Source organism: Rhizobium etli CFN 42 (assembly GCF_000092045.1).
In the GTDB taxonomy this organism is placed as follows: Bacteria; Pseudomonadota; Alphaproteobacteria; order Rhizobiales; family Rhizobiaceae; genus Rhizobium; species Rhizobium etli.
The window spans coordinates 1,909,792-1,933,688 of record NC_007761.1 but is presented as its reverse complement, the minus strand read 5'-3'; the positions used below and the strand labels follow the sequence as shown (position 1 = coordinate 1,933,688).

Genomic DNA, 23,897 nt, shown 5'->3' with positions numbered 1-23,897 from the left:
CATCTGATTCCGCCAGCTAAGATGGAGCCGAGAGGTCGCGCATCACTTCGCTGACTGCATGGGGCGGCAGGCTTCACGAGGCCCTGATCGCCTATGCCAAGCAGGCCGACCCTGATGCGCTGTGCCTGCAGGAGGTGCTGCGGGCGCCGAATGCGGATAGCGGATGGTCGACATACCGGGATGCGGGGCTGGAACTGCCGCAACGTGTCAATCTGTTTCAGGAAATCAGCGCCGCCCTGCCCGGCCACGACGCCTTCTTCTGCCCGGCATCGCGAGGTGAACTTTTCGATGGCGACGCCGCTATTGTCGCGGATTTCGGGCTGGCGACCTTCGTCCGCAAATCACATTCCGTTATCGCCCAGGCACTTGACTTCGTGCATGGCAGTTTTTCCGCCGATGGCTGGGGTGAGCATCCCAGACCGCGCAACGCCCATTGCATCCGCCTCTTCAGCCACGCGCACGGCCGCGCCGTGACGATCGCCCATATGCATGGCCTGCGCGATCCCGCCGGCAAGCGCGATACGGCGCAGCGCCAACAGCAGGCTCTGGCGTTGGCCGGCCTCATCGGGCGGATCTGGCCCGGCGACGAAGGGCTGGTGGTCTGCGGCGATTTCAATGTGCTGCCCGACAGCGCGACCTTTCGGGTTCTTGCCCGGCTGGGCCTTTCCGATCTCGTCACCGGAAGCGGCCTTGTCGACACGCGAACCTCTCACTATCTGAAGCAGGGCCGCTTCGCGGACTACATGCTGATTACGCCTGGCTAGAGGTTGCCAAGTTCGAGGTGGTCGATGCGCCCGAGGTCTCCGACCACCGCGCATTGCTGCTCGATATCGCGTAGTATATTGAGGGATGCGCTGCACGAAACTTCTGCGCTTCCTTTTTTACGCCTTAGTTTGAACCCTGATCAATCGCATTGATACGCCGTGCCTGATTTGTGCCTTCACCTCCATTTTGCCTCCGGGCAGACGTTTCTAAAGAAAGATAGATACTCTTGGCCCATGCTTCGGAATCCGTGCGCAGACGTTTTCAGCTCATCCTGATCAAGCCGTCGCATTATGACGATGACGGCTACGTCATCCGCTGGTGGCGGGCGATGATCCCCTCCAATTCGCTCGCGGCCCTCTACGGCATCGCTGCCGAATGCGCCGAGCGCAAGGTGCTCGGGCCGGATACCGCGATCGACATTACCGTGATCGATGAAACCAATACGCGAATCGATTTTGCCGGGCTGCTCGCCCAGTTCAGGCGCCACGGCAATTTCGGCATGGTCGCGCTGGTCGGCGTCCAGTCCAACCAATATCCGCGCGCCCTCGACATCGCCCGCCCCTTCCGCAATGCCGGCCTGCCGGTCTCGATGGGCGGCTTTCATGTGTCCGGCTGCCTGTCGATGCTCGACGGCACGGCGGTCGGGCTCGATGCCTGCCGCGAGATGGGCATCTCGATGTTCGCCGGCGAGGCCGAGGGGCGGCTGGACATGGTGCTGCGCGATGCTGCCGCCGGCGAGCTGAAGCCCCTCTATAATTTCATGAACGACCTTCCCGGCATCGGCGGCACGCCGGTTCCGTTCCTGCCGAAAGACAATATCCAGCGCACGCTCGGCCTCAGCACCAGCTTCGATGCCGGACGCGGCTGTCCCTACCAGTGCTCGTTCTGCACCATCATCAACGTGCAGGGGCGCAAGTCGCGCTTCCGCTCGGCCGACGATGTCGAAAAGCTGGTGCGGATGAACTGGGCGCAGGGCATCCATAAATTTTTCATCACCGACGATAATTTCGCCCGCAACAAGGATTGGGAGGCGATCTTCGATCGGCTGATCGAGCTCAAGGAGCGGGACGGCATTCCGCTCGGCCTGATGATCCAGGTCGACACGCTCTGCCACAAGATCCCGAACTTCATCGAGAAATCCCGACGCGCCGGCGTCACCCGCGTCTTCATCGGCCTCGAAAATGTCAATCCGGACAATCTGACCGCCGCCAAGAAGAACCAGAACAAGATCACCGAATATCGCAAGATGCTGCTCGCCTGGAAGGCGCAGGGCATCATGACGCTGGCCGGCTATATTCTCGGCTTCCCGGCCGATACACCGGAATCGATCCGCCGCGATATCGCAATCATCCAGGAAGAGCTGCCGCTCGATGTAATCGAGTTCTTCATCCTCACACCGCTGCCGGGTTCCGAGGACCATCAGGTCCTGTGGAAGAAGGGCGTCGAGATGGACGGCGATCTCAACATTTACGATGTCGAACATGTCTGCACTGCGCACCCCAAGATGAGCAAGCAGCAATGGGAAGAGATCTACCACGAGGCCTGGTCGCTCTATTATTCGCCTGATCATATGAAGACGCTGCTGCGCCGGGCCGTGGCGACCGGAGTGCCGCTGGCAAGGCTCGTCAAGGTTCTCGTCTCCTTCGCAACCACGGTGCCGCTGGAAAACGTGCATCCGCTGCAGAGCGGCCTCTTGCGCCTGAAGACGCCGTCGGAGCGGCGTCCGGAGCTCCCGCGCGAACATCCGCTGGTCTTCTGGCCGCGCTTTGCCTGGGAAACTTTGAGCAAACATGTGTCTATCGCCGGCACGATCATCAGCCTGACGATTTTGGCGTTCCTGATTTCGCGGGATGCGAAGTCGAAGAGCTATATGGATCAGGCTCTGACACCCGTCGCGGACGATGAGGAAGAGACTCTCAGCCTCTTCACCAAAACCGCCGGTGGAGCCGCGGCCGTCAGCCATGTCCGGAAAGTCGCGGAGCTGACACGGCATTGAGCCAAAGTTCCCCCTCAAGCGCCTGGCTTGAACAAGGTTGATGCGAGGCGCTCTGGCCATTCCGACTGTGGTGGCAGCTTAAGCGACCTGGATTATCCGCGTTGTCTCGGCCACCTGTAGCGTGTCGACGAATTCGATGATCTTGACCGGTTTCCCGTCTCTGAAATGGATCTTGTCGACGAATTCCGTATGGAAGCTCACGCCGGACGGGATATGTGTGACCTCCCCTTCGCGGTGGGCGAAGACGACCTGCTCATCCTCGTCCACATGGATGCCGGTCGTACTGATCTTGGACAGATCCCAGGCAGTGATGAGCTGCGCTATCACCTGGCGAAAGTCATGGCCGCCCAATTCAGTCGAAAAAGGCGCCAGCCGTGTATTGCCAGCCATCCGGAAAGTGCAATCCTCTCCGATCAGCGCCAGCGTGCCCTCGATATCGCCTCGGTCGCGCACAGCATAGATTTCCTCCACCAATTTCTTCATGTCGTGTTTTGCAGTCATTTTCAGGTCCCTCCCACCAAAAACAAATCTGCATCGAATTATACTTCATTTCAACTCTTTGTTGCTGCGGATAAACCATGAAAGGCCGGACAGCCGAAAAAGAAAAGGCCCCGCACGATGGCGGGGCCCTTTCAAACTTCAGAACCGGGAAGCGATTATTCGGCGCTGTCCTCGGAAGCCTTCTTCTTCGGAGCAGCCTTCTTTTTCGGAGCGGCTTCCTCGCCTTCGCCAGCCTCGGCGGCTTCTGACTTGGCGGCAGCCTTTTTCTTCGGGGCGGCTTTCTTGGTTTCAGCCTTGGCTTCGCCTTCGTCCTCGGCGAGCAGTTCTTCCTTCGTCACCTTCTTGTCGGTGACGTCGATTTCGGTCAGCAGGTGATCGATGACCTTCTCTTCAAAGATCGGCGCGCGGATCGAAGCGGCCGCACCCGGCTGGCTGCGGAAGAATTCAAGGATCTGCTTTTCCTGGCCGGGATACTGGCGAAGCTGATCGTAGATGGCGCGCTGCATCTCGTCTTCGGTCACTTCGACGCCGGCCTTTTCGCCGATTTCGGAGAGAACGAGGCCGAGGCGAACGCGACGCTCGGCGAGCGTCTTGTATTCCTCACGCGCTTTCTCTTCGGTGGTGTCTTCGTCCTCGAAGGTCTTGCCTGACTGAGCGAGGTCGTTGTTCACCTGGCTCCAGATGCCGTTGTACTCGGCATCGACGAGCGAAGCCGGAGTGTCGAACTTGTACATCTCGTCGAGCTGGTCGAGGATCTGACGCTTCAGCTTCTGGCGGGTCAGCGAGCCGTACTGCGATTCGATCTGGCCACGGACGATTTCCTTCAGGCGATCGGCGGATTCGATGCCGAGCTTGGAGGCGAGTTCGTCGTTGATTTCGACAGCGCCGGGGGCTGCGACGTCCTTGACCGTGACGTCGAAGGTCGCTTCCTTGCCGGCAAGGTTCTTGGCCGGATAGTCGGCCGGGAAGGTCACGGTGATGGTCTTCTCTTCGCCAGCCTTGACGCCGACGAGCTGGTCTTCGAAGCCCGGGATGAAGCGGCCGGAGCCGATCACCAGTTCGGCGCCCTGGTCGGTACCGCCTTCGAAGGCTTCGTCGTCGACCTTGCCGACATAATCCATGGTGATGCGGTCGCCGTTGGCGGCCTTGCCGGTCTTGCTCTCGTAGGAACGGGCGCTTTCCGCAACCTTCAGGACCTGCTCATTGACTTCGTCATCCGAGATGTCGATGACTTCGCGCGTGACTTTGATGCCCTTGACGGACTTCAGCTCGATCGGCGGCAGCACTTCGTAGGAGAGCGTGAATTCGAAATCCTGCTGGGCGGTGAGGATCTTGTCGGCCTCGTCCTTGTCCTCAGTCATGGCGATTTCCGGCTGGGTGGCCGATTTTTCGCCGCGGCTGGACAGGATGGCGGCGGGCTGTTCGCGGACAATCTCATTGACGAGGTCGGCCATGATCGACTTGCCGTAAACCTTCTTCAGGTGAGCAGCGGGGACCTTGCCAGGACGGAAGCCGTTGATGCGGATCTTGTCCTTCACGTCGGCAAGACGCTCATTCATCTTGTCTTCCATGTCCTTGGCCGGGATAACGACCTTGATTTCGCGCTTCAGCCCTTCAGCGAGCGTTTCGATAACCTGCATGTCTTCCTACCTTCATGTCGTGGCGGCCGTGCCCAGACGCCGTTCGTTTCTATGAGCACGACGCCGGCAGCGTGCCGCGCGTGGCTTTTCCCAATTCCTGCATCATTCCGCCCAAGGGGGAACGGCATTTGCTTCCGGGTATCAGGGATAACTAACTTCTTAGTCGCCCCCCTGCAAACAGCCTGGTGCGGGTAGAGAGACTTGAACTCCCACGCCTTGCGGCACCAGAACCTAAATCTGGCGTGTCTACCAATTTCACCATACCCGCGTTCACAGAACCGCATGCCTATGCCTGCGCATGAGGCCTTCCGGAGCGCGGCGTCTCTATATCACCCGATTTGGTCGAGGCAAAGGAAAAATGAACGTCCAATGACAGGCTATTCAAGGCCCAAAAGCCGCCCTGGCCCGAAGGCTCCGGAGATCAGTAAAGCGGTTCGTCGTAAACCGGCTTGCCGTCGACGAGCAGGCTGCGAATCTGCGCGCTTCCATCCGGCGAGACGCGCACCGCTATGGCGACGTTGCCATCGTTGCGGGCCTCCTCGATCGGCTTGCCCTGACCTTCCGGAACATAATAGCGCTCGATGCCGTATTCGGCCCGGATGCTGTCGCCCGCGGCCAGCCCGCCGCTATAAAAAGGCTTGCTGCGCAGGATCACCGTCTCCGGCTGCGGCGGCAGCGCCTGGAACGACGATTCGCTCACCGTCCAGAAACCGTCCGGCTGCTTCTTCAACCTGACCCACAGCGTACGTTCGCCGGGTTCGGCGGGAATGCCGCCGGAGACCGTCTCCACCGGCACGGTGGAAATGTCGTAGTTCAAGACGACATAATCGCCCCGCAGGAAATCGCGTGGATCGACCGGCGTCGTCTTCAGCAGGACTTCAGCGCCGTTGCTGAGGATCGATGCGCGGCTCTGGATGATCGTGCCGAGGATCATGGTCTGAAAGCCGGCGACGATGATCGCCGAAATGAGATATCCCTTGCCGGATTGCAGCCTAGCCATCAACGAGCTCATGCGCGTGCCTCCTGTGAAAAGCGCCGCTCGAGACGGATGACGATCCAGGCGACGAGCGCCACCACGAGACCGGAGAACAGGAACAGGCTCGACGTGCCGAGGATCGAGCCGACGGTGACGGAGGCGAGATAGAGCATCTCCACGGCAAAGGTCGTATAGGCGAGATAACGCACGGCCCCGTTATCCCTGCCATGCAGGGCGATCGCCAGCACGGCAGCGGCGAGCGTCGCCACCCCGAGCACCACCAGTCGCCAGCCTTGCTCGATCTCGATATGCAGCAGCAGCAAGCCGATCGCGGCGACGAGAAAGCTGTAGAAGGCCGGCGCTGCGCCGGCACTCCTGACGAGGGAAGCGATACGGGGGTGCGGCAAAGCCGTCAGCGAGAACACCGCCATGCCGCCGATCGCGAAGGCGAGCGCCACGGCGATCTCCTCATAAAGAGTGTAGAGCCAAGCGAGCCAGCCGATCAGCAGCAGATAGGCGAGATGACGGGCGCGCTCGGCACCGGTATAACGGACCAGTGCGACTGTGATCACCGCCATGATCGGCGCCATCCAAGGATCAAATCCGATCCAGTGCGTGTCGTTGTTCTCGAGATAGACGGCGAAGGACGCCCAGGAGAGAAAGCCCGCGACGACGGCGACCGCGCCCGAACGGAACAGAATTGCCGAGATCGTCGCAATCGCGAACCAGAGATACATCACCGTCTGCTCATCGCCGGAGAGATGATACATCTGCCCGACCAGCGAAATCGCGCCACCGAAGCTCATCGCGCCGACGACCAGCAGTCCGCCTGCGGCGGCTGCCGCACCGCGGGCGAGCATTAGGGCGGCGGCAATATGCACCGCCCAGATCAGAGCGAGGATGGCGCCGACGCGAACGAGGCGCGGAATGGCCTCCCAATTGGAGGCGACGACCAGCAGAACGGCAGCAGCAAGCAGCACCGCCGCCAGCGCCATCAGCACCCGGCCGAGGCTGAAGCTGGCCGGGCGACTGTCATATTCGGCGAGAAGCGCGCCGGCCGTTTCCGCTCCAAGCAGACCCTTGCCCACCCAAAGCGAGAGATCCCGCTCCAATCTGCCGCGATACATGCTTGCACCCCTCAGTTCCGCAACGCTGGCTCCGGCGCTGCGGCTATCGACATTTATAGACGCAGCAGGCGGCTTCGCAAACGCCTGGGCTCCAAATATGCAAATTCCTCATTGGTCTAATTTGGGTCAGGTGTTAACCGGGCGCTAACGTCGGAACTGCCAATATGCGCATATGAAGGACTAGGTATGCGCAATCTGCATGCCTCTCATGTAAATATTGCACTGCAAAATATCAATTAGTCATACTATTTACCGACACATCGAAGCACGGGGATGGCGCCCCGGCCCGGCACTGCCGGACGCCCGCGGATTATTTGTCCGTGTCGAGATTCGCAGCCGCGCACTCCTCCTCCCAAGCGCGCTGCGATGGACTGGCAACACTCCTCCTCCCAGTTGCCAGTCGCTATAATGCGCCCGCCGGATCCTCCCCCGGCGGGCGTTTTATGCAATGACAGAAAAATGCGTGAGCTCAAGGCGTTAGCACATCCGTCGCGGGCTACTCTGTGGCGCTGGGAAAGCAAGTCCAGCGGATTTTTCTTCGCATCAGGCCGCGGCGTCGCATTCGTGGTCGCGCCGCTTCGCAGGGCCATCGCAACGACTGACGGGCTGTCGAACCGGCGACGAACCGCCTGTTCAGCGCATGACCCGCCAAAGGCGGATATTTCCTCATCGCTGCCTCTCTACCCGCCTCAAAGGTCGAGTACTCGCTCAAGTCACTTTGCCTATTCGTTGACCAGACTGCGGTAAGTTTGCGTAAAGCATTGCATCCGTCGCATAGGTGACCTGAAAACTTGTCTGTTTTCCTTCTTCGCACCGCAACATATATTCCAGCCATCAAATAGAGGTCAGCGCCGATCGGTGGCTGCTGGCAGATCAAACCCTCGGAAAGGGGCTTAACATGAACATCACTCGCTCTTTCAACAACTGGCGCAAGTATCGTCAGACCGTCACGGAACTCGGTCGCATGACCAACCGCGAATTGCATGACCTCGGCATCGACCGTTCAGACATCCACCGCGTTGCCCGTGAGGCTTCTTCTCGCTAATTCAAGGCGATCGCCGCTTCCTCCCAAGCAGATCCGCCAATGATTGAAACGCCCGCTGCATCCCAGCGGGCGTTTTCTTTTGCAAGCAATCCACTGCCGCTCCGGTTGCTAGCTTCCCAGCTCTCTTCCGCCCGCTTAAAAAACATTCACCGCTCAAATTGCGAGCATCATCGTGCACAATTGCATGGCAGACGCCTTTTATTTGCACTGCACAATGCGACCGATATCGCCTATATAAACATCAACCGCAGAGAGACAGGCGATCCCGCCGTCCCGCGGACATTTGTTCGAGGAAGAAGACAATGAACCCGATCCGCATCGCAAAAAGCTGGCTCAGCTATCGTCGTACGCTCAATGAACTCGGCAGCCTGTCGAACCAGACTCTGTCCGATATCGGCGTCAGCCGCTACGACATCCGCAACATCGCATCCCGCTCTTTCCGCTAATCGCGGTCTGGCAACGGGCACGACGTTTCAAGACGGCGCCATCAGGGGCGCCGTTTTTGATTCCGGGGTGTTGGATCGCACCTGCCGACATGATATCAGCCCGGAATGGACATAATCTCCTCCTACTCCCCTATCCATGTCGTCGGCGGCGGGCTTGCCGGTTCGGAAGCCGCGTGGCAGATCGCCAGTGCGGGCGTTCCCGTCATTCTGCATGAAATGCGCGGCGTGCGCGGCACGGATGCGCACAAGACCGACGGTCTTGCCGAACTCGTCTGCTCCAATTCCTTCCGTTCCGATGATGCGACCAGCAACGCCGTCGGCGTCATCCATGCGGAAATGCGCATGGCCGGCTCGCTGATCATGGCCGCTGCCGACCGCCACCAGGTACCGGCCGGCGGCGCGCTCGCCGTCGATCGCGACGGCTTTTCGGATGCCGTGACCCGCGCCATCCACGACCACCCGCTCATCACTGTCATGCGCGAAGAGATCACCGGCCTGCCGCCAAGCGATTGGGATCTCGCCATCGTCGCGACCGGACCGCTGACGGCGCCGTCGCTCGCTGCCGCCATCCAGGCGGAGACAGGCGAGGATTCGCTCGCCTTCTTCGACGCTATCGCGCCGATCGTCTACCGAGAGAGCATTGACATGGATATCTGCTGGTATCAGTCGCGCTACGACAAGGTTGGCCCCGGTGGCACCGGCAAGGATTACATCAACTGCCCGATGGACGAAGCGCAATACAATGCCTTCGTCAACGCGTTGATCGCAGGCGACACGGTTGGTTTCAAGGAATGGGAAGGCACCCCCTATTTCGATGGCTGCCTGCCGATCGAGGTCATGGCGGAGCGCGGCCGCGAGACACTGCGCCACGGGCCGATGAAGCCGATGGGGCTGACGAACGCGCACAACCCGACCGTCAAGGCCTATGCCGTCGTGCAACTGCGGCAGGACAATGCGCTCGGCACGCTCTACAACATGGTAGGTTTCCAGACGAAGCTGAAATATGGCGCGCAGGCGGAAATCTTTCGGATGATTCCCGGCCTGGAAAATGCCGAATTCGCCCGGCTCGGCGGCCTGCACCGCAACACCTACATCAATTCCCCCACCCTGCTCGATCCGTCGCTGACGCTGAAATCACGGCCGGGCCTGCGTTTTGCCGGCCAGATCACCGGCTGCGAGGGGTATGTGGAAAGCGCCAGCGTCGGGCTGATGGCCGGACGTTTCGCCGCCGCCGAACGCAAGGGCGAAGCAATCTCGCTGCCGCCGGCGACGACGGCGCTGGGCTCGCTACTCGGTCACATCACCGGCGGGCATATCGTCACCGACGAGGAGCCGGGCAAGAGGTCGTTCCAGCCGATGAACATCAATTTCGGGCTGTTTCCCGAGCTCGAGCCGGGCTCGATCGTCAAGCCCGAGGGCGTCAAGCGCTTTCGCGGCAAGGACAAAACGATCATGAAACGGCAGTTGATCGCACGTCGCGCGCTTGCAGACTGCGCCGCCTGGCTCGGTCAGACACGGACCCTTGCCGAAAGAGCCTAAGCAGCCGGTCTACTGCTTGTTGGCCGCGGAAATACTATCGGACGGCAGATCCCTATCCGGCTCGGCGATGTAATTGCCGAGCAGCCAGAGCGCCACTTCGGAAGCCTCCTTCGGCGAAGCAAACTCGAACCTGCCGTTGTGGCTAGGCGCATCCAGAAATTCGATCATCAACCCCCTGCCCGTCTCCGTGCTTACGGCACGCACACGGCCGGGCTCGATCAGATGGCAGGAGAAATGGCGTGTCATGTTGCGCATGAGGCCGGCCTTGTTGTCGTGCAGGCGCACGAAGATCGCCTGACCGTTTTCCGTCGCCTGCAGCTGGCGGATCGCCTCGTTGGGAAAGGCGCGGCCGAACTCGATGATGGCCAGACCCGTGTCGTGCAGACTGTCCTCCTTGTTCTGCGCAGCCATGCGTGTGGCTGCGAAAGCAAAGAAGATGACGATGGCGAAAAGGACGCACCAGACGATAATGCCCACGCCGAGTCTCCGTTCAAAGCATAGTGGTGAGGATCTTGTAGCGCGCGAGACTTGCGCGAATTTGACCGATATCAGATTTTCCGGCGGCTCGCTGCCAGCGCCATTCTGAGCTGGCGGCGCCATTGCGGCGACTGCAGCGGCCGGTCGAACAGGAGAGCGCCCTGCCTCTGCGCCTTGAGGAGCACCGGTTCGGCCAGGGTCGCGGGAAGGAAGGCAGGGAACACCGCCGGCGCAATCGACCCCGCCCCTCTCGCCTTTGCCAGATGCTCAAGGCCAAGGCCAGCGAAGGCCTCGATGGCGGCGGAGACGTGCGACCGGTCTTCGCCAGCGAGGAAGGCGTCGCGGTCGAGCCCGGTGGCGGAAAGGATCTGCAGCGGAATATAGAGCTGGCCGCGGCGGCGATGCAGCGGCATCAGCAGCAACAGCCCGGCAATCGCCTGTGCGACGCCGGCATGGCCGGCGGCATCCGCCGATCGCGGGGCCTCCTCCGGCGAAAGCACGAGGCTTGCGAGCTGGATCAGCGCGGAGGCCGTTTCGCCGGCATAACCTTCAAGCGAGACCCGCGTCTCCATCGGATCGTCGTAGAGGTCGAAGGTGCGAGCGTCGATCATGTCGACCAGCGTCTTGCGCGGCAGGCGATGCGTTTCGATCGCGTTCAGAAGGCCGGCGGCGACGGGATTGGCCGCCGTCGAACCATGCGCGCTGCCTTCCAGCAGGTCGCGCCAATATTGCATCCGCACCTCGCCGGGCAGCGGTTCATGCACGAGATCGCGCACGCGGGCAAGCTCAGCATTGAAGGCATAAAGGGCTGCAAGCGCGCCGCGCTTTTCCTCCGGTGAGAGGAGGCAAGCAAGATAGCGGTCGCGATCATTGTCGCGCAGCATCGCCAGGCAGATGTCCTGGTTGGTTTCCGTCATCGTCAGACCGCAATCAAAGCCGCGGCAACGGCGCGCTGCTCCGACAGCATGATGTTGAAGGTGCGCACCGCAGCACCCGTGCTCATCGGATCGGAAGAAATGCCGCGCGCCTTCAGCGCCTGTTTCAATTCCTCGGGCAGACGGCGAAGCTCGGTTCCGGTGCCGACGAGCAGAACCTCGATATCATCAGCCTCATCAAGCACCCGGCGGAAGTTTTCAGGCGACAGCGGCTTCGACATGTCCATGTCCCAGCCGTAAATGCCGGAGGGCAGGCAAAGGATCGAGCCGCGATGCGACATGTCGGCAAAACGGAAACCGCCATTGCCGTAGGTGTCGATCGGAGCCCGGCCCGGAAAATGCGCCGCGCGGATTTCTATGCCTTTTGCCATGTTTTCAAACCACCGTGCCGGATTTTACACCAGCATCCGTCTTGTTGCCCTCTTCTCCGTCGGTAGCCTCCGGCCGCAGCCGGAAGACGATCAACACGGGAGCAGCGATATAGATCGAAGAGAAAGAGCCGAGAGCGACTCCGAGGAGCATCGTAAAGGAGAAGGAGCGGACGACGTCGCCGCCGAACAGATAGAGCGCCAGCAAGGCGAGCAACGTCGTCGCCGCCGTCAGGACGGTGCGCGACAATGTCTGATTGATCGAGGCATCGATCAGGATCGGCAGCGGCATCTTCCTGTATCGTTCAAGATTCTCGCGCATCCGATCATAGACAACGACCGTGTCGTTCAGGGAGTAACCGACGATGGTCAGAACGGCGGCGATGCTCGTCAGGTTGAACTCGATGCCGGTCAGCACGAACAGACCGAGGATGATGACGACGTCGTGCAGTGTGGCAATGATGGCGCCGACGGCGAACTGCCATTCGAAGCGGATCCAGATGTAGAGCAGGATCGCCGCGAGTGCGGCCGCGACACCGAGCGTCGCCATCATCGTCAATTCGCCCGAGATGGCGGGGCCGACGACCTCGACGCGGCGGAAATCGTAATCCGTCTCGAGCTCGCCGCGCACCAGCGTCACTGCCGATTGCTCGGCATTCTCGCCGCCGCCCTGGGACGCGATGCGGATCCGCGCATTCGCCGGCCCGCCGGTGCCCTCGACGCCGACCTCGCCGAGATTGAGATCGTTAAGGCGCGATCTGAGATCGGCGATGTCGGCAGTACCCTGTTTCGCCGTCACCTCGAGGAGCGAGCCGCCGGTGAAGTCGATGCCGAGCTGCAGGCCGACGGTGGCAAAAGCCGCCATGGCGATCAGCGAGATCGCAGCCGACGCCGTGAAGACATAGCGGCGGATCCCCATGAACCGGATATTGGCGTGCTCGAAGAGATGGGTGAGGAAGCTTTTCGGCAGGTGCCGGGGGTGGCCCCGCGCCAGCCAGACGGCGACGATCGAGCGGGTCAGCGTGAATGCCGTGAAGACGGTCGTCAGAATGCCGACCGCCAGCGTCACGGCGAAACCCCGAATTGATTCGCTGCCGAGGAAAAAGAGAATGATGGCGGCGATAAAGATCGTGACATTCGCATCGACGATCGTCGCAAAGGCACGCGAAAAACCCCGACCGACGGCGTCGGCAAAGGAATGGGCGGTTTTCTCTTCTTCGCGGATGCGCTCGTAAATCAGCACGTTCGAATCGACCGCCATGCCGACGATGAGCACGATGCCGGCAATGCCGGGCAAGGTGAGAGTCGCGCCGGCAAGGCTGAGTGCCGCGATAATGAGGATCAGATTGAAGAAGAGCGAAACGATAGCAATGACGCCGAGGATGCGGTAGAGCGCGATCATCAGCGCTGCGACCAATACGACGGCGATGAGGCCGGCAACCAGGCCGGAAAAGATGGAATCGGCGCCGAAGGTCGGGCTGACGCTGCGCTCCTCGACGCTCGTCAGCGTCGCCGGCAAGGCGCCGGCGCGCAGCATCACGGCAAGGTCGCGAACACCGTCTTCGGAGAAATTCGCCGATATCCGGCCTTCACCATTGGTGATCGCGGCATCGATAACCGGCGCCGACATGACCTGATCGTCGAAGACGATGGCAAGGTGCTTGCCAATATTCTGTCCCGTGACCTCAGCCAACCGTTTGGTGCCTTCCGCATCGAGACGATAGGCGATGGAGGTATCCTGCGTCTGCGGATCGACGACCGGCTGGATATCGACCATGTTGCCGGCGTTGGCGAAAGCCGTGCGATCGACGAGATAGGGAACCGGCGGATCGTCCAGCGAATAGAGCACCTGCGATGTCGCCGGCCAGCGGCCGTTCAGCGCCTCCTGCCCTGATATGCTTTCATCGATCAAATGAAAAGAAAGCTTGGCCGGCTGATTGAGGAGATTCTTCAGACGCTCGGCATCGACCGATCCCAGCACCTGCACGATGATCCGGTCGTCGCCCTCGGGACGAACGAGGAAATTCCCATAGCCAAATCCGGCGATGCGGCGGCCGACGATATCGAGCGAGCGGGCCCGGGCGGAGGCAACGTCAGCGGTAATGCCGGCGTCGGAAATCTGCAGCGCAAGCTGCCCCTCGCCGCCCTCCTGCAGGGCGAGCCCAGGCGCGGAATCTCTGCCGGTCGTCGTCAGGGATTTCAGACGATCGACCGCTTTCTGCGTCTCAGCAGGATCGGTGATCCGGACACTAACGGTTCGGTCGTTGCCGGTCAGCCCGGTATAGCGGATGCCGGCGCCGCGCAGCGCGTTGCGCACATTCGCGACTGCCTCTTCCAGGCGATCCTTGGCGATATCGGAACGCTCGACCTTCAGCACGATATGCGAACCGCCCTGCAGATCGAGGCCGAGCACCACGCGATCGTGTCGCAGCCAGTCCGGCAGCGAGGCACGCTGTGCCTCGCTCAGGAGATTGGGCGCAGCGATGACGACGGCCGCAAACGCAACCAGCCAAATCAGAAGTGTTTTCCAGCGGGAAAAATGCAACATTCTCTCGACGATCTTCCGATCCGGCGGTTTGCCGCTATCGCTTGTTACGCCGCGTCGGCCTTGATGGGTTCACCCTTGACGCGAACTTCCGAAATGCCACTGCGGACGATGCGCACGCGCACACCTTCGGCAATCTCGACTTCGACTTCCTTGTCGTCGACGACCTTCGTCACCTTGCCGACGAGACCGCCGCCGGTCACAACCTGGTCGCCGCGACGGATCGACTTCAGGGTTTCTTCGCGCTTCTTGGCCTGGGCGCGCTGCGGACGGATCAGTAGGAAGTACCAGACGACCATCAGCGGCACGAACAGAATGATCATTTCGAAGCCGGAGCCGCCGAAACCGGTTGCGGTATCGGTCGCACTCTGGGCGAATGCCGTGGTGATGAACATGCTAAACTCCTCAGGCTTGGCGGCGGAACTCCGCCTCGTTTTTCAGGTTGCCGGACTATAGTTGCCGCTTCGATGAATGCAACAGAAACAGCCGGAAACAGTACCGATTCCGCTGCCTCATAACCTTTCCGGCGGCAAAACGCCATGCTACCCCGCATCGAAAGATAAAGCGGATAGCTGCAGCAAGAAATCAGGAGCTTGCGATGACCGAGGAAATCAACACCGCTCTGCTTGGCGAGCTGAAACGGCTCGCTGATGCCGTCCAGCGTCTTGCCGGACCGGCGCCCGCCGTCAATGACTGGGACGCGGCCGACTGTTTCGTTTGGGCGCCGCTCCGCCAGCATCTGCAGCCCGTTAAGAAACCCAACCGGGTGGCGCTGAAGCTCATCCGCGGCGTCGACCACGTGCGCGATATCCTTCACGAAAATACCGTACGTTTCGCCGAAGGTTATGGGGCCAACAATGTTTTGCTCTGGGGCGCGCGCGGCATGGGCAAATCATCGCTGGTCAAGGCCGTGCACGAGGATGTCAGGCGCGAAAGTGGCGTCGCGCTGAAGCTGGTCGAAGTTCACCGCGAGGATATTGGCAGCCTGCCCAACCTGCTCGACCTTCTGAAGGACACGCCCTACCGCGTGATCGTGTTCTGCGACGATCTTTCCTTCGATCACGACGACACCGCCTACAAGTCGCTGAAGGCGGCGCTCGACGGCGGCGTCGAAGGACGACCGGACAATGTGCTCTTCTATGCCACGTCGAACCGGCGCCATCTGCTGCCGCGTCACATGATGGAAAACGAACAGTCGACGGCGATCAATCCGTCCGAAGCCGTCGAGGAGAAGGTTTCGCTGTCCGATCGTTTCGGCCTCTGGCTCGGGTTTCATAAATGCAGCCAGGAAGATTATCTCGGCATGATCGACGGCTATGCCGATCACTTCAAGCTGGGGCTCGCGCGCGACACGCTGCATGCCGAGGCGTTAGAATGGGCAACAACGCGCGGTGCGCGCTCGGGCCGCGTTGCCTGGCAATACATCCAGGATCTGGCGGGGCGCATGCGCGTTCATATCGATCGCGCGTAGACAGGCCTCCGGTTCGATACAAGACGGTCCAAAATGACAAAAGCCCGGCTGGTGGCCGGGCTTTTGCGCTTCCTGGTACGCTTTACCTATTCCAGGAAAGTCATCGGGTTGACCGGGGACGCGTCCTTGCGCACCTCGAAATGGACCTGCGGCTGCTTGACGTCGCCGCTCATGCCGGAGACGGCGACGGTCTGACCGCGCTGGATCTTTTGGCCGCGGGCAACGCTCAGCGTGTCGGCATTGCCATAGACGGTGACGGTGCCGTCGTCGTGACGGACGAGAACGGTGTTGCCGAGTTCCTTCAGGCCGTTGCCGGCATAGATGACGACACCGTTTTCGGCGGCCTTGATCGGCGTGCCCTGCGGTACCGAGATATCGATGCCGTCATTGCGGCTGCCGTTGACGTTCGCGCCATAGGCCGCAATGACCTGGCCGCGCACCGGCCAGCGGTATTTGCCGATGCCGGTCGATTCCGGCGCGTCGGAGCTGACGTCGGCCTTCTTCTCGACCTCATCGACGGTTTGGGTGGCGGCCGGCGCCTTATAGGGCGCGGGCTGAACGGAAGCCGTCTGCTGGGCAGGCGCCGGATCAGCCGGTTTCGACTCGACCTTTTCAGCCGGGATCGAAGCGGTCTTGATCGTGTCGGCTTTGGCGGCCGGGATCTTCAGGGCCTGACCAACACGCAGCGAGCTCGCCGAAATATTGTTGGCGGCCTTGAGGTCGTCGATATTGGCGCCGGTGGCCTTGGCGATCTTTGCCAGCGAATCGCCCTGCTTGACGACATAGGTGCCGGCAGGCGCCTTCGGATCCTTGCCGGCGCCGGCGGGAAGTTTTGCGGCCGGATCGGCGCTCGCCATGGTCTTGTCGCGGGCGGAATTGGCGCCAGGGACGACGGCGACCTTCTGCTCCGGCGCCTTGGCCGGCTCCGGCATATTGCCGGGCTTGGCAAGATCGGCCGCCTGCGACGCCGCCTTGGCGGCATTGCCGCCATTCAACGTCGGGATCAGGATGGCCTGGCCGGGTTGGGCGGCAGAGGCGGTTTTCAGATTGTTGATGCGCAGGATTTCCTTTTCCGGAACGCCGAAGCGCCGGGACAGCGTGGCGATGTTTTCACCCGGGCGCAGCGTCACGGAAGGCGCATTGGTCGAGGACCAGCCGGAAATCTTCGGCGTGGTGCCTGTTGTCAGCGAATCGGGCGTTGCCTTCGGTGCCGCCGGTGCCACGAGCCGCGGCTTTTGAGCCTGCGGCGAAGCCGGGAACGGCTGGGCAAGCGCCACTTCCTTATCCCGCTGGCGGGATGGCGCGGCAGCCGTGGGCGCGGCAAGCTCGGAACGCTGGATCGAGACCGGCGAGGAAGCCAGGCGTGCGCTGGATGTACGGACCGGCTCGTAACCCGGGTTCGCCGGATAGGGCTGGTTCAGCGCATTGTTGCCGCCGTAACCGGACTGGCTGGCGACGGCCGAACCGCCGAGATCGGCGCGCGGAACCGGATCGCCCTGAACGCCGCCCCGGCGCGGAATGGAACTAGTGGTGACCTGATCCTGCCCGGAGGAGGAAAACAAACCGCCAAACCGTGTCACATCGGAACTGCAGCCCGTTGCGGCACTCGCCAGCAGGCCCACAACCAGAAGATTACCGGCCGACTTACCGAACTTCGGCGAAAGACTGAAACGCATTGACTCGACCCACTGAGAACGCAACCATTTGTGGGTCTATTAAAACGCGTTAGTATTACCACGCGGTTAAGATGCTGGAATCAGTGCGATATTTTTGAGAAGTTGATAACCATAGCTTACGGGTGAAAAATCGCAGTGCCTACAGCAGCGAGGCAAGACGCGGAACGATCGGCAAATAAGGGGCTTCGAACAGCTCCTCGCGTTCGAAACGGCTGCCGGTTTTCGTCAGCCGCACCATGCGACATTCGTTTTCGGAAATCATAAGCGGCGCGATCATCGAACCGCCGGAAACGAGCTGGTCGGTATAAAAGCGCGGCATCGCGTTGAAAGCCGCCGTCACCAGGATACGGTCGAAGGTGCCCTCGCCCTGCATGCCCGCGCTGCCGTCGGCGTGGCGGATGATGACATTGCGCAGGCTAAGCGATTCCATGCGCCGCTGTGCAGCGGTCGTCAGCGTCTTGTAGCGATCGATCGACAGAACACGTTCGGCCAGGCGCCCCATAACGGCGGCAGTGAAACCGCTGCCGGTGCCGATTTCCAGGACGCGCTGTCCCGGTTTGAGCTTCAGGTGATGCAGGATGCGGACGACAAAATCGATGCCTTCGAGAAAGGAACCGCATTCGATCGGTATCGTGCGACTCGAATAGGCATCGTCGGCAAATTGCGGCGGCACGAACAGCGAGCGCTGCGTCTGCTCGACGGCCGTCAGCAGATCAAGATCGGAGATGCCTTCGGCACGCAGTCTGAGGACAAGCGCCGCAAAGCCCTCCTTCTCCGCCAGTCTTGCCGTCAAACCTGTGCTCCGTATCCCAGGGCCCGCGCCACGCGGTCCGTCACGGAATAATCGGTCAAATCCAGTTTCAAAGGCGTTACCGAAATCTTGTTATGCTTCAGAGCGTGAATATCGGTGCCTTCGATGAAGGCGCCAGCGCGTTCGCCGAACTTCAGCCAGTAATAGGGAAAGCCCCGACCGTCGGAGCGGGCATCGACCTGCAGATTGAAGGCGAGCTTGCCCTGCATGGTCACCTCCGCGCCATCGACCTCGTCGGGACGGCAGTTCGGAAAATTGAGATTGAGGAAGGTGCCATCCGGCAGGTCCAGAACCATCAGCTTTTCCAGAAGAGCCGGCGCATGCGTCTCGCAGACCTCCCACGGCACGATGCGTGCGCCGTCTTCGTAGAGGTAGGCCTGGCTGAGCGCGAAGGAGCGCACGCCCTGCATGGTGCCCTCGATGGCACCGGCGATCGTGCCGGAATAGGTCACGTCGTCGGCGACGTTTGAGCCTGAATTGACGCCGGAGAGAACGAGATCCGGCTTGATGTCCATCACCTGTCGGATGCCCATGATGACGCAATCGGTCGGCGTGCCGCGCAAGGCGAAATGCTTGTCGGAAATCTTGCGCAGCCGCAGAGGTTCGGAGAGGCTCAGCGAATGGGCAAGACCGCTCTGGTCGGTTTCGGGCGCCACGATCCAGACGTCGTCCGACAGCGTGCGGGCGATCCGCTCCAGCGCAGCCAAGCCTCCCGCATGGACGCCGTCGTCATTCGTAAGCAGGATGCGCATCGCCTCAGGCCGCCCGTTCAATCTTGGTCAATCCGCCCATATAGGGCAGCAAAACGTCCGGAATCGTGACGGAACCGTCTTCGTTCAGATAATTTTCTAGGACGGCGATCAGGCAGCGGCCGACGGCGGTGCCGGAGCCGTTCAGCGTGTGGACGAACTTGTTGTTCTTATCGTCCTTGCCGCGGTAGCGCGCATTCATCCGGCGGGCCTGAAAATCGCCGCAGACCGAACAGGAGGAGATTTCGCGGAAGGCATTCTGCCCCGGCAGCCAGACTTCGAGATCGTAGGTCTTGCGCGAGCCGAAGCCCATGTCGCCGGTGCACAGCGTCATCGTGCGGAAATGCAGACCGAGGCGCTTCAGCACCTCCTCCGCACAGGCGGTCATCCGTTCATGCTCGGCAATGGAGCTCTCGGCATCGGTGATCGAGACGAGCTCGCATTTCCAGAACTGGTGCTGGCGCAGCATGCCGCGTGTGTCGCGGCCGGCCGAACCCGCTTCCGAACGGAAGGACGGCGTCAAGGCAGTGAAGCGCAGCGGCAGCTTTTCCTGGTCGAGGATTTCCTCGCGCACCAGATTGGTCAGCGTCACCTCCGCCGTCGGAATGAGGTAGCGGCCATCCGTCGTCTTGAAGAGATCCTCTTCGAACTTCGGCAGGCTACCGGTGCCGAACACCGCTTCAGCCCGAACCATCAGCGGCGAGCTGACTTCGGTATAACCGTGCTCGCGGGTGTGGAGATCGATCATGAACTGGCCGAGCGCGCGCTCGAGCCTGGCGAGCGGCCCGGTCAGCACCGTGAAGCGCGAGCCGGAGAGCTTGGCGGCTCGCTCGAAGTCCATATAGCCGAGAGCCTCGCCGATTTCGAAGTGCTCCCTCGGCGTATGGTTCCAGCGCGGCTTTTCGCCGACAATGCGGGCGACGGCATTATCGTGCTCATCTTTACCGACGGGAACGTCGTCGAACGGCACGTTTGGGATGCGCGAGAGAGCGTCAATGAGCTCGGCGGACAGCGTGCGTTCTTCCTCTTCGGCTGCAGGCAGCGTCTCCTTGATTTCGGCGACCTCGGCCTTCAGCTTTTCGGCCAGCTCAGCGTTCTTCTGCGCCATGGCTGCGCCGATCTCCTTGGAGGCGGCGTTGCGGCGGGAGAGCAGATCCTGCGTCTTCTGCACGGCGGAGCGGCGCTTTTCATCGAGGGCGACGAGAGTTTGGGCCAAAGGCTCCGCGCCCCGCTTGGCAAGGGCGGCATCGAGCGCTTCGGGATTCTCACGGATCCATTTGATATCGAGCATCGTCGTTCCAGGTCGTTGCAACAGAAATGACCCGGCCAAAGCCTGACCGGGCCTCAACCGGATGAGGCGGCGTCATAAAAAGGCTTCCGGATCGCCTCAGACGCTGTCGGTCTTGGCAACGTCCGCGGATCCGGTTTCTTTTTCGAGCGCCTGCCGGGCACGCTGGCGCTCCACGAGTCGCGCCGCATAGATGGAAATCTCGTAGAGAAGGATCGTTGGTAGCGCAAGACCGATCTGGGACATCGGATCCGGCGGCGTCAGCACGGCGGCGACGACGAAGGCGAGCACGATGGCGAACTTGCGCTTCTCGGCGAGCCATTGCGACGTCAGCAGACCGACGCGGGCAAGCAGGGTCGTGATGACGGGCAGCTGGAAGACGAGACCGAAGGAAAAGACCAGCGTCATGATGAGGCTCAGATATTCCGAGACCTTCGGCATCAGCGAAATCGCCACCTCGTCATGACCCGGCGCCTGCTGCATCGACAGGAAGAACCACATGACCATCGGCGTGAAGAAGAAATAGACGAGCGCGGCCCCCATCAGGAACAGGACCGGCGACGCGATCAGGAACGGCAGGAAGGCCTGGCGCTCGTTCTTGTAGAGGCCGGGCGCCACGAACTTATAGACTTGGGCGGCAATGATGGGGAAAGCGACCACCAGGCCGCCGAACATCGCCACCTTGACCTGGGTGAAGAAGAATTCCTGGGGCGCGGTATAAATCAGCTGTGCCTTCTCGACGTCGAGATGCGCCCATTCCACGGCCGTCTTGTAGGGAATGACCAGATAATTGAAGAGATGCTTGGCAAAAAAGAAGCATGCGATGAAAGCAACGAAAAACGCGCCGATCGACCAGATCAGCCGCGTGCGCAGCTCCATTAGATGTTCGATCAGCGGCTGCGGCTTGTCTTCGATATCACCGCTCATGCCTCGTCCTTCTTCTTTTTCGTCTGCACCGGCGTCTTGGGCGCTGCGGGCTTTCTGGCAGCCGTCGTTCGTTTCGGCTTTTCGGCGGGCGGGTTTTCCACCGGCGCGGCAATGGCAAAGGCGGCCTTATCCGCAGCCTTGGCGCGCGGCTTACGTGGAGCCTTCGGCTTGGCGGCAACCGTCTCGGCCGCGACGGCCGCGGGTTCCGGCGCTGGAGCGGGCGTCGGCACCACCGGCGGCGTTTCCGGCAGGCTCATCGACGGCGTCGGGGCGGACATTGCAGCCGACGGCACTTCGGTCTTGTTTTCGGTAACCGCGGTCGCCTTCTGCAGGTCGGCCTTGATCTCGTTGCCCATCTGGCGAAGCGGGTTCATCGCCTCGCGCAGGCTACTGACCGGATTGAGCTTCTGGGCGTCGCTGATCGTCTGGCGGACATCATCGAGTTCGGCCTCGCGCAGCGCTTCGTCGAACTGCGCGCGGAACTCACCGGCCACTTTGCGGGCGCGCTGCGTCATCTTGCCGAAAGCGCGCAGCATCGGCGGCAAATCCTTCGGACCGACAACGACGATCAGCACGACCGCGATGACCAAAAGCTCGGTCCAGCCAATATCGAACATGCAAGGCTCCTGGACGGGAAGCGCGGGGGCTGCGCTTTTCCCGGACTTGGTTACTTCGTTTCGTCGGCCTTGTGATCGACGGTCTTTGCCGTTTCGGGCGCGTCTTCGTCCGTCATGCCCTTCTTGAAGCTTTTGATGCCCTTGGCAACATCGCCCATCAATTCCGGAATCTTGCCACGACCGAACAACAACAGCACGATGACCAGAACGATCAGCCAGTGCCACATGCTAAGAGAACCCATCACTCTAACTCCCTGTTTCGATGTTCCCACGATGTAAGGATTTCTGACACCGTTTCCAACATCAAGCCCTTTGAACTGCGCTTAATGTCACGGTATAGCCCTTTATGACAAGCCACTGACCCGTCGAAAAATCGTGAGCACCATTGTTTTCGTCATGCATGGAAAAAGCAAGACGAAGTCCTTCAATCTTCGGAGGTAGAACGCGGGGCAAGCAACCCAAGTTCTTCGAGATCCATTTGGGTAATGGGGTCTTCGTCCTCGCTCAGCTCGTCGTTCATCAATGGCGAGGGAATATTGAAATTCGCCGGAATGCGGCCCGAGAGCAGGCCCGCGCCCTTCAATTCTTCGAGCCCGGGCAGATCGCGCAGTTCCTCGAGGCCGAAATGGTCGAGAAAATCGCGCGTGGTGCCTAATGTAACCGGCCGGCCCGGCGTGCGACGGCGACCGCGAAACCGTACCCAGCCCGCTTCCATCAGCACGTCGAGCGTGCCGCGCGAAGTCTGCACGCCGCGGATATCCTCGATTTCGGCGCGCGTCACCGGCTGGTGATAGGCGATGATCGACAGCACTTCCAGCGCGGCGCGCGACAGCTTCTTGACCTCGTTCTCATCGCGGCGGATGACGAAGGACAGATCGGCGGCAGTCCGGAAGGCCCAAGCCCCCTCGATCTGCACGAGATTGACGCCGCGCGGCGCATAATGTTCCTTCAGTCGCAGCATGATCGCGCGCACGTCGGCGCCCCTCGGCAGGCGCTCGGCGAGGAAAGCTTCGGAAACCGGCTGGGAGGAGGCGAAGACCAGCGCCTCGGCAGTGCGCTCGGCCTCGATCTCGGCCTGCAGATCGCGGCCCTCTTCCTCGAAATCCTCTTCGCCCTTCAGATCGGTCAAGCCGGCCGCTCCTGTTCAACCACCTGCAGAGTCGCATGTTTCGGGCCGCGGCGCATATAGATCGGCTGAAAGGCTCCTTCCTGACGGATTTCGAGCTTGCCCTCGCGCACCAGTTCCAGCGACGCAGCGAAGGCGCTGGCAATCGCCGTGACGCGCTCCTCGGGCGCTGCGAGATAAGGCAGCAGATAATGCTCCATCGCCGTCCAGTCGCCGACCTCGCCGATCATCTGGGTCAGCAGCTCGCGGGCGTCGGTCAACGACCAGACATTGCGCCTCTCGATCGTCACCTGGGTGATGGCGTGGCGCTGGCGCAGCGCCGCATAGGCGGTCAGGAGATCGTATAGGCTCGCCACATAAGCCGACTGCTGCCGGTCGGGAATATGCTCGGGCGCGCCGCGCGCGAAGATATCGCGGCCGAGGCGGTTGCGGTTGACGAGGCCTTCGGCCGCCTGGCGCATGGCTTCGAGACGTTTCAGGCGGAAGGCAAGCGTTGCCGCCATCTCCTCGCCCGAGGGGCCATCATCCTTAACCTGCTGGGGAATGAGCAGCCGCGACTTGAGATAGGCAAGCCAGGCCGCCATGACGAGATAGTCGGCGGCAAGCTCGATGCGGATCCGCCGGGCGCTTTCGACGAACTGCAGATATTGTTCGGCCAGCGCCAAGACAGAAATGCGCGACAGGTCGACCTTCTGGTTGCGGGCGAGATAGAGCAGCAGGTCGAGCGGACCTTCGAAGCCGGCGACGTCGATCACCAGCGCTGGCTCGTGGCTGGCGCGCTCGGCGCCGTTCTCCTGCCACAGCTTGTCCATCGGCGTTGCCGCCTGCGGACGTTCCGAGCCCTTGACCGTGCTCACCACCCTGCTCTCCTA

At 61.4% G+C, this 23,897-nt stretch carries 24 protein-coding genes, 1 tRNA gene and 1 pseudogene; 7 read left to right on the top strand and 19 right to left on the bottom strand.

Going from position 1 to position 23,897, the window contains the following annotated elements:
* Window positions 1-41 precede the first annotated feature (41 nt).
* Together RHE_RS09420 and RHE_RS09415 are read left to right on the top strand one after the other, a co-directional pair.
* A pseudogene (locus RHE_RS09420) lies at window positions 42-838 on the top strand (endonuclease/exonuclease/phosphatase family protein).
* Window positions 839-991: 153 nt separating this feature from the next.
* Complete coding sequence (locus RHE_RS09415; RefSeq protein ID WP_011425132.1) at window positions 992-2,761, top strand: B12-binding domain-containing radical SAM protein; 1,770 nt, start codon at window positions 992-994, stop codon at window positions 2,759-2,761.
* A 78-nt stretch (window positions 2,762-2,839) separates the two neighbouring features.
* On the opposite strand, the gene RHE_RS09410 is transcribed toward RHE_RS09415, so the two are convergent.
* From RHE_RS09410 to RHE_RS09390, 5 genes are all read right to left on the bottom strand, one after another.
* On the bottom strand, window positions 2,840-3,262 hold the full coding sequence (locus tag RHE_RS09410) for a nuclear transport factor 2 family protein (RefSeq protein WP_011425131.1): 423 nt from the start codon (window positions 3,260-3,262) through the stop codon (window positions 2,840-2,842).
* 155 nt (window positions 3,263-3,417) lie between these two features.
* Window positions 3,418-4,902: a trigger factor gene (tig, locus tag RHE_RS09405; protein WP_011425130.1), complete on the bottom strand. Its 1,485-nt coding sequence runs from the start codon at window positions 4,900-4,902 to the stop codon at window positions 3,418-3,420.
* Between the two features lie 183 nt (window positions 4,903-5,085).
* A tRNA-Leu gene (locus RHE_RS09400) sits at window positions 5,086-5,170 on the bottom strand.
* Window positions 5,171-5,323: 153 nt separating this feature from the next.
* Window positions 5,324-5,914, bottom strand: coding sequence for a GDYXXLXY domain-containing protein (locus RHE_RS09395; RefSeq protein WP_011425129.1), 591 nt, complete (start codon window positions 5,912-5,914; stop codon window positions 5,324-5,326).
* The gene (locus tag RHE_RS09390) at window positions 5,911-7,005 is read right to left on the bottom strand and encodes a DUF2157 domain-containing protein (protein WP_011425128.1); all 1,095 of its coding nucleotides are present in this window, start codon (window positions 7,003-7,005) and stop codon (window positions 5,911-5,913) included. The genes RHE_RS09395 and RHE_RS09390 overlap by 4 nt, the downstream gene beginning before the upstream one ends.
* A gap of 898 nt (window positions 7,006-7,903) precedes the next feature.
* Between RHE_RS09390 and RHE_RS31565 the strand changes: the two genes are divergently transcribed.
* The 4 genes from RHE_RS31565 (at window position 7,904) to trmFO (ending at window position 10,035) form a co-directional block, all read left to right on the top strand.
* On the top strand, window positions 7,904-8,050 hold the full coding sequence (locus RHE_RS31565) for a DUF1127 domain-containing protein (protein WP_004678838.1): 147 nt from the start codon (window positions 7,904-7,906) through the stop codon (window positions 8,048-8,050).
* Window positions 8,051-8,089: 39 nt separating this feature from the next.
* Complete coding sequence (locus RHE_RS33520) at window positions 8,090-8,356, top strand: hypothetical protein (RefSeq protein ID WP_155249414.1); 267 nt, start codon at window positions 8,090-8,092, stop codon at window positions 8,354-8,356.
* Window positions 8,353-8,496: a DUF1127 domain-containing protein gene (locus tag RHE_RS35065; protein ID WP_004678841.1), complete on the top strand. Its 144-nt coding sequence runs from the start codon at window positions 8,353-8,355 to the stop codon at window positions 8,494-8,496. The genes RHE_RS33520 and RHE_RS35065 overlap by 4 nt, the downstream gene beginning before the upstream one ends.
* Before the next feature lie 105 nt (window positions 8,497-8,601).
* Complete coding sequence (gene trmFO, locus RHE_RS09385; protein WP_011425126.1) at window positions 8,602-10,035, top strand: methylenetetrahydrofolate--tRNA-(uracil(54)-C(5))-methyltransferase (FADH(2)-oxidizing) TrmFO; 1,434 nt, start codon at window positions 8,602-8,604, stop codon at window positions 10,033-10,035.
* Window positions 10,036-10,044: 9 nt separating this feature from the next.
* Here the strand turns inward: trmFO and RHE_RS09380 are convergent, their stop codons facing one another.
* The 5 genes from RHE_RS09380 to yajC form a co-directional block, all read right to left on the bottom strand.
* On the bottom strand, window positions 10,045-10,512 hold the full coding sequence (locus RHE_RS09380) for a hypothetical protein (RefSeq protein WP_020921137.1): 468 nt from the start codon (window positions 10,510-10,512) through the stop codon (window positions 10,045-10,047).
* A gap of 71 nt (window positions 10,513-10,583) precedes the next feature.
* Window positions 10,584-11,429 (bottom strand): phytoene/squalene synthase family protein, encoded by an 846-nt coding sequence (locus RHE_RS09375; RefSeq protein WP_011425124.1) that lies wholly within the window; start codon window positions 11,427-11,429, stop codon window positions 10,584-10,586.
* Window positions 11,430-11,431: 2 nt separating this feature from the next.
* A complete protein-coding gene (locus tag RHE_RS09370; RefSeq protein WP_011425123.1) occupies window positions 11,432-11,818 on the bottom strand; it encodes an Mth938-like domain-containing protein in 387 nt (128 codons plus the stop codon).
* A gap of 4 nt (window positions 11,819-11,822) precedes the next feature.
* Window positions 11,823-14,363, bottom strand: coding sequence for a protein translocase subunit SecDF (gene secDF, locus RHE_RS09365; RefSeq protein WP_011425122.1), 2,541 nt, complete (start codon window positions 14,361-14,363; stop codon window positions 11,823-11,825).
* Between the two features lie 44 nt (window positions 14,364-14,407).
* Window positions 14,408-14,755: a preprotein translocase subunit YajC gene (gene yajC / locus RHE_RS09360; protein ID WP_011425121.1), complete on the bottom strand. Its 348-nt coding sequence runs from the start codon at window positions 14,753-14,755 to the stop codon at window positions 14,408-14,410.
* A gap of 203 nt (window positions 14,756-14,958) precedes the next feature.
* Between yajC and RHE_RS09355 the strand changes: the two genes are divergently transcribed.
* Window positions 14,959-15,831: an ATP-binding protein gene (locus RHE_RS09355; RefSeq protein ID WP_011425120.1), complete on the top strand. Its 873-nt coding sequence runs from the start codon at window positions 14,959-14,961 to the stop codon at window positions 15,829-15,831.
* Window positions 15,832-15,917: 86 nt separating this feature from the next.
* Here the strand turns inward: RHE_RS09355 and RHE_RS09350 are convergent, their stop codons facing one another.
* From RHE_RS09350 to RHE_RS09310, 9 genes are all read right to left on the bottom strand, one after another.
* The gene (locus tag RHE_RS09350) at window positions 15,918-17,507 is read right to left on the bottom strand and encodes a peptidoglycan DD-metalloendopeptidase family protein (RefSeq protein ID WP_011425119.1); all 1,590 of its coding nucleotides are present in this window, start codon (window positions 17,505-17,507) and stop codon (window positions 15,918-15,920) included.
* A 139-nt stretch (window positions 17,508-17,646) separates the two neighbouring features.
* On the bottom strand, window positions 17,647-18,300 hold the full coding sequence (locus RHE_RS09345; protein WP_011425118.1) for a protein-L-isoaspartate(D-aspartate) O-methyltransferase: 654 nt from the start codon (window positions 18,298-18,300) through the stop codon (window positions 17,647-17,649).
* The gene (gene surE, locus RHE_RS09340; protein ID WP_011425117.1) at window positions 18,297-19,070 is read right to left on the bottom strand and encodes a 5'/3'-nucleotidase SurE; all 774 of its coding nucleotides are present in this window, start codon (window positions 19,068-19,070) and stop codon (window positions 18,297-18,299) included. The genes RHE_RS09345 and surE overlap by 4 nt, the downstream gene beginning before the upstream one ends.
* Before the next feature lie 4 nt (window positions 19,071-19,074).
* Entirely contained in the window at window positions 19,075-20,358 is a 1,284-nt protein-coding gene (gene serS, locus RHE_RS09335) for a serine--tRNA ligase (protein ID WP_011425116.1), read from the bottom strand.
* A 96-nt stretch (window positions 20,359-20,454) separates the two neighbouring features.
* Window positions 20,455-21,282 (bottom strand): twin-arginine translocase subunit TatC, encoded by an 828-nt coding sequence (tatC, locus tag RHE_RS09330; RefSeq protein WP_020921132.1) that lies wholly within the window; start codon window positions 21,280-21,282, stop codon window positions 20,455-20,457.
* A complete protein-coding gene (gene tatB / locus RHE_RS09325) occupies window positions 21,279-21,899 on the bottom strand; it encodes a Sec-independent protein translocase protein TatB (RefSeq protein WP_011425114.1) in 621 nt (206 codons plus the stop codon). The genes tatC and tatB overlap by 4 nt, the downstream gene beginning before the upstream one ends.
* A 50-nt stretch (window positions 21,900-21,949) precedes the next feature.
* Complete coding sequence (locus tag RHE_RS09320) at window positions 21,950-22,141, bottom strand: twin-arginine translocase TatA/TatE family subunit (protein WP_011425113.1); 192 nt, start codon at window positions 22,139-22,141, stop codon at window positions 21,950-21,952.
* A gap of 182 nt (window positions 22,142-22,323) precedes the next feature.
* Window positions 22,324-23,028: an SMC-Scp complex subunit ScpB gene (gene scpB, locus RHE_RS09315; protein WP_020921130.1), complete on the bottom strand. Its 705-nt coding sequence runs from the start codon at window positions 23,026-23,028 to the stop codon at window positions 22,324-22,326.
* Window positions 23,025-23,882, bottom strand: coding sequence for a segregation and condensation protein A (locus tag RHE_RS09310; RefSeq protein WP_041678867.1), 858 nt, complete (start codon window positions 23,880-23,882; stop codon window positions 23,025-23,027). The genes scpB and RHE_RS09310 overlap by 4 nt, the downstream gene beginning before the upstream one ends.
* Window positions 23,883-23,897 lie beyond the last annotated feature (15 nt).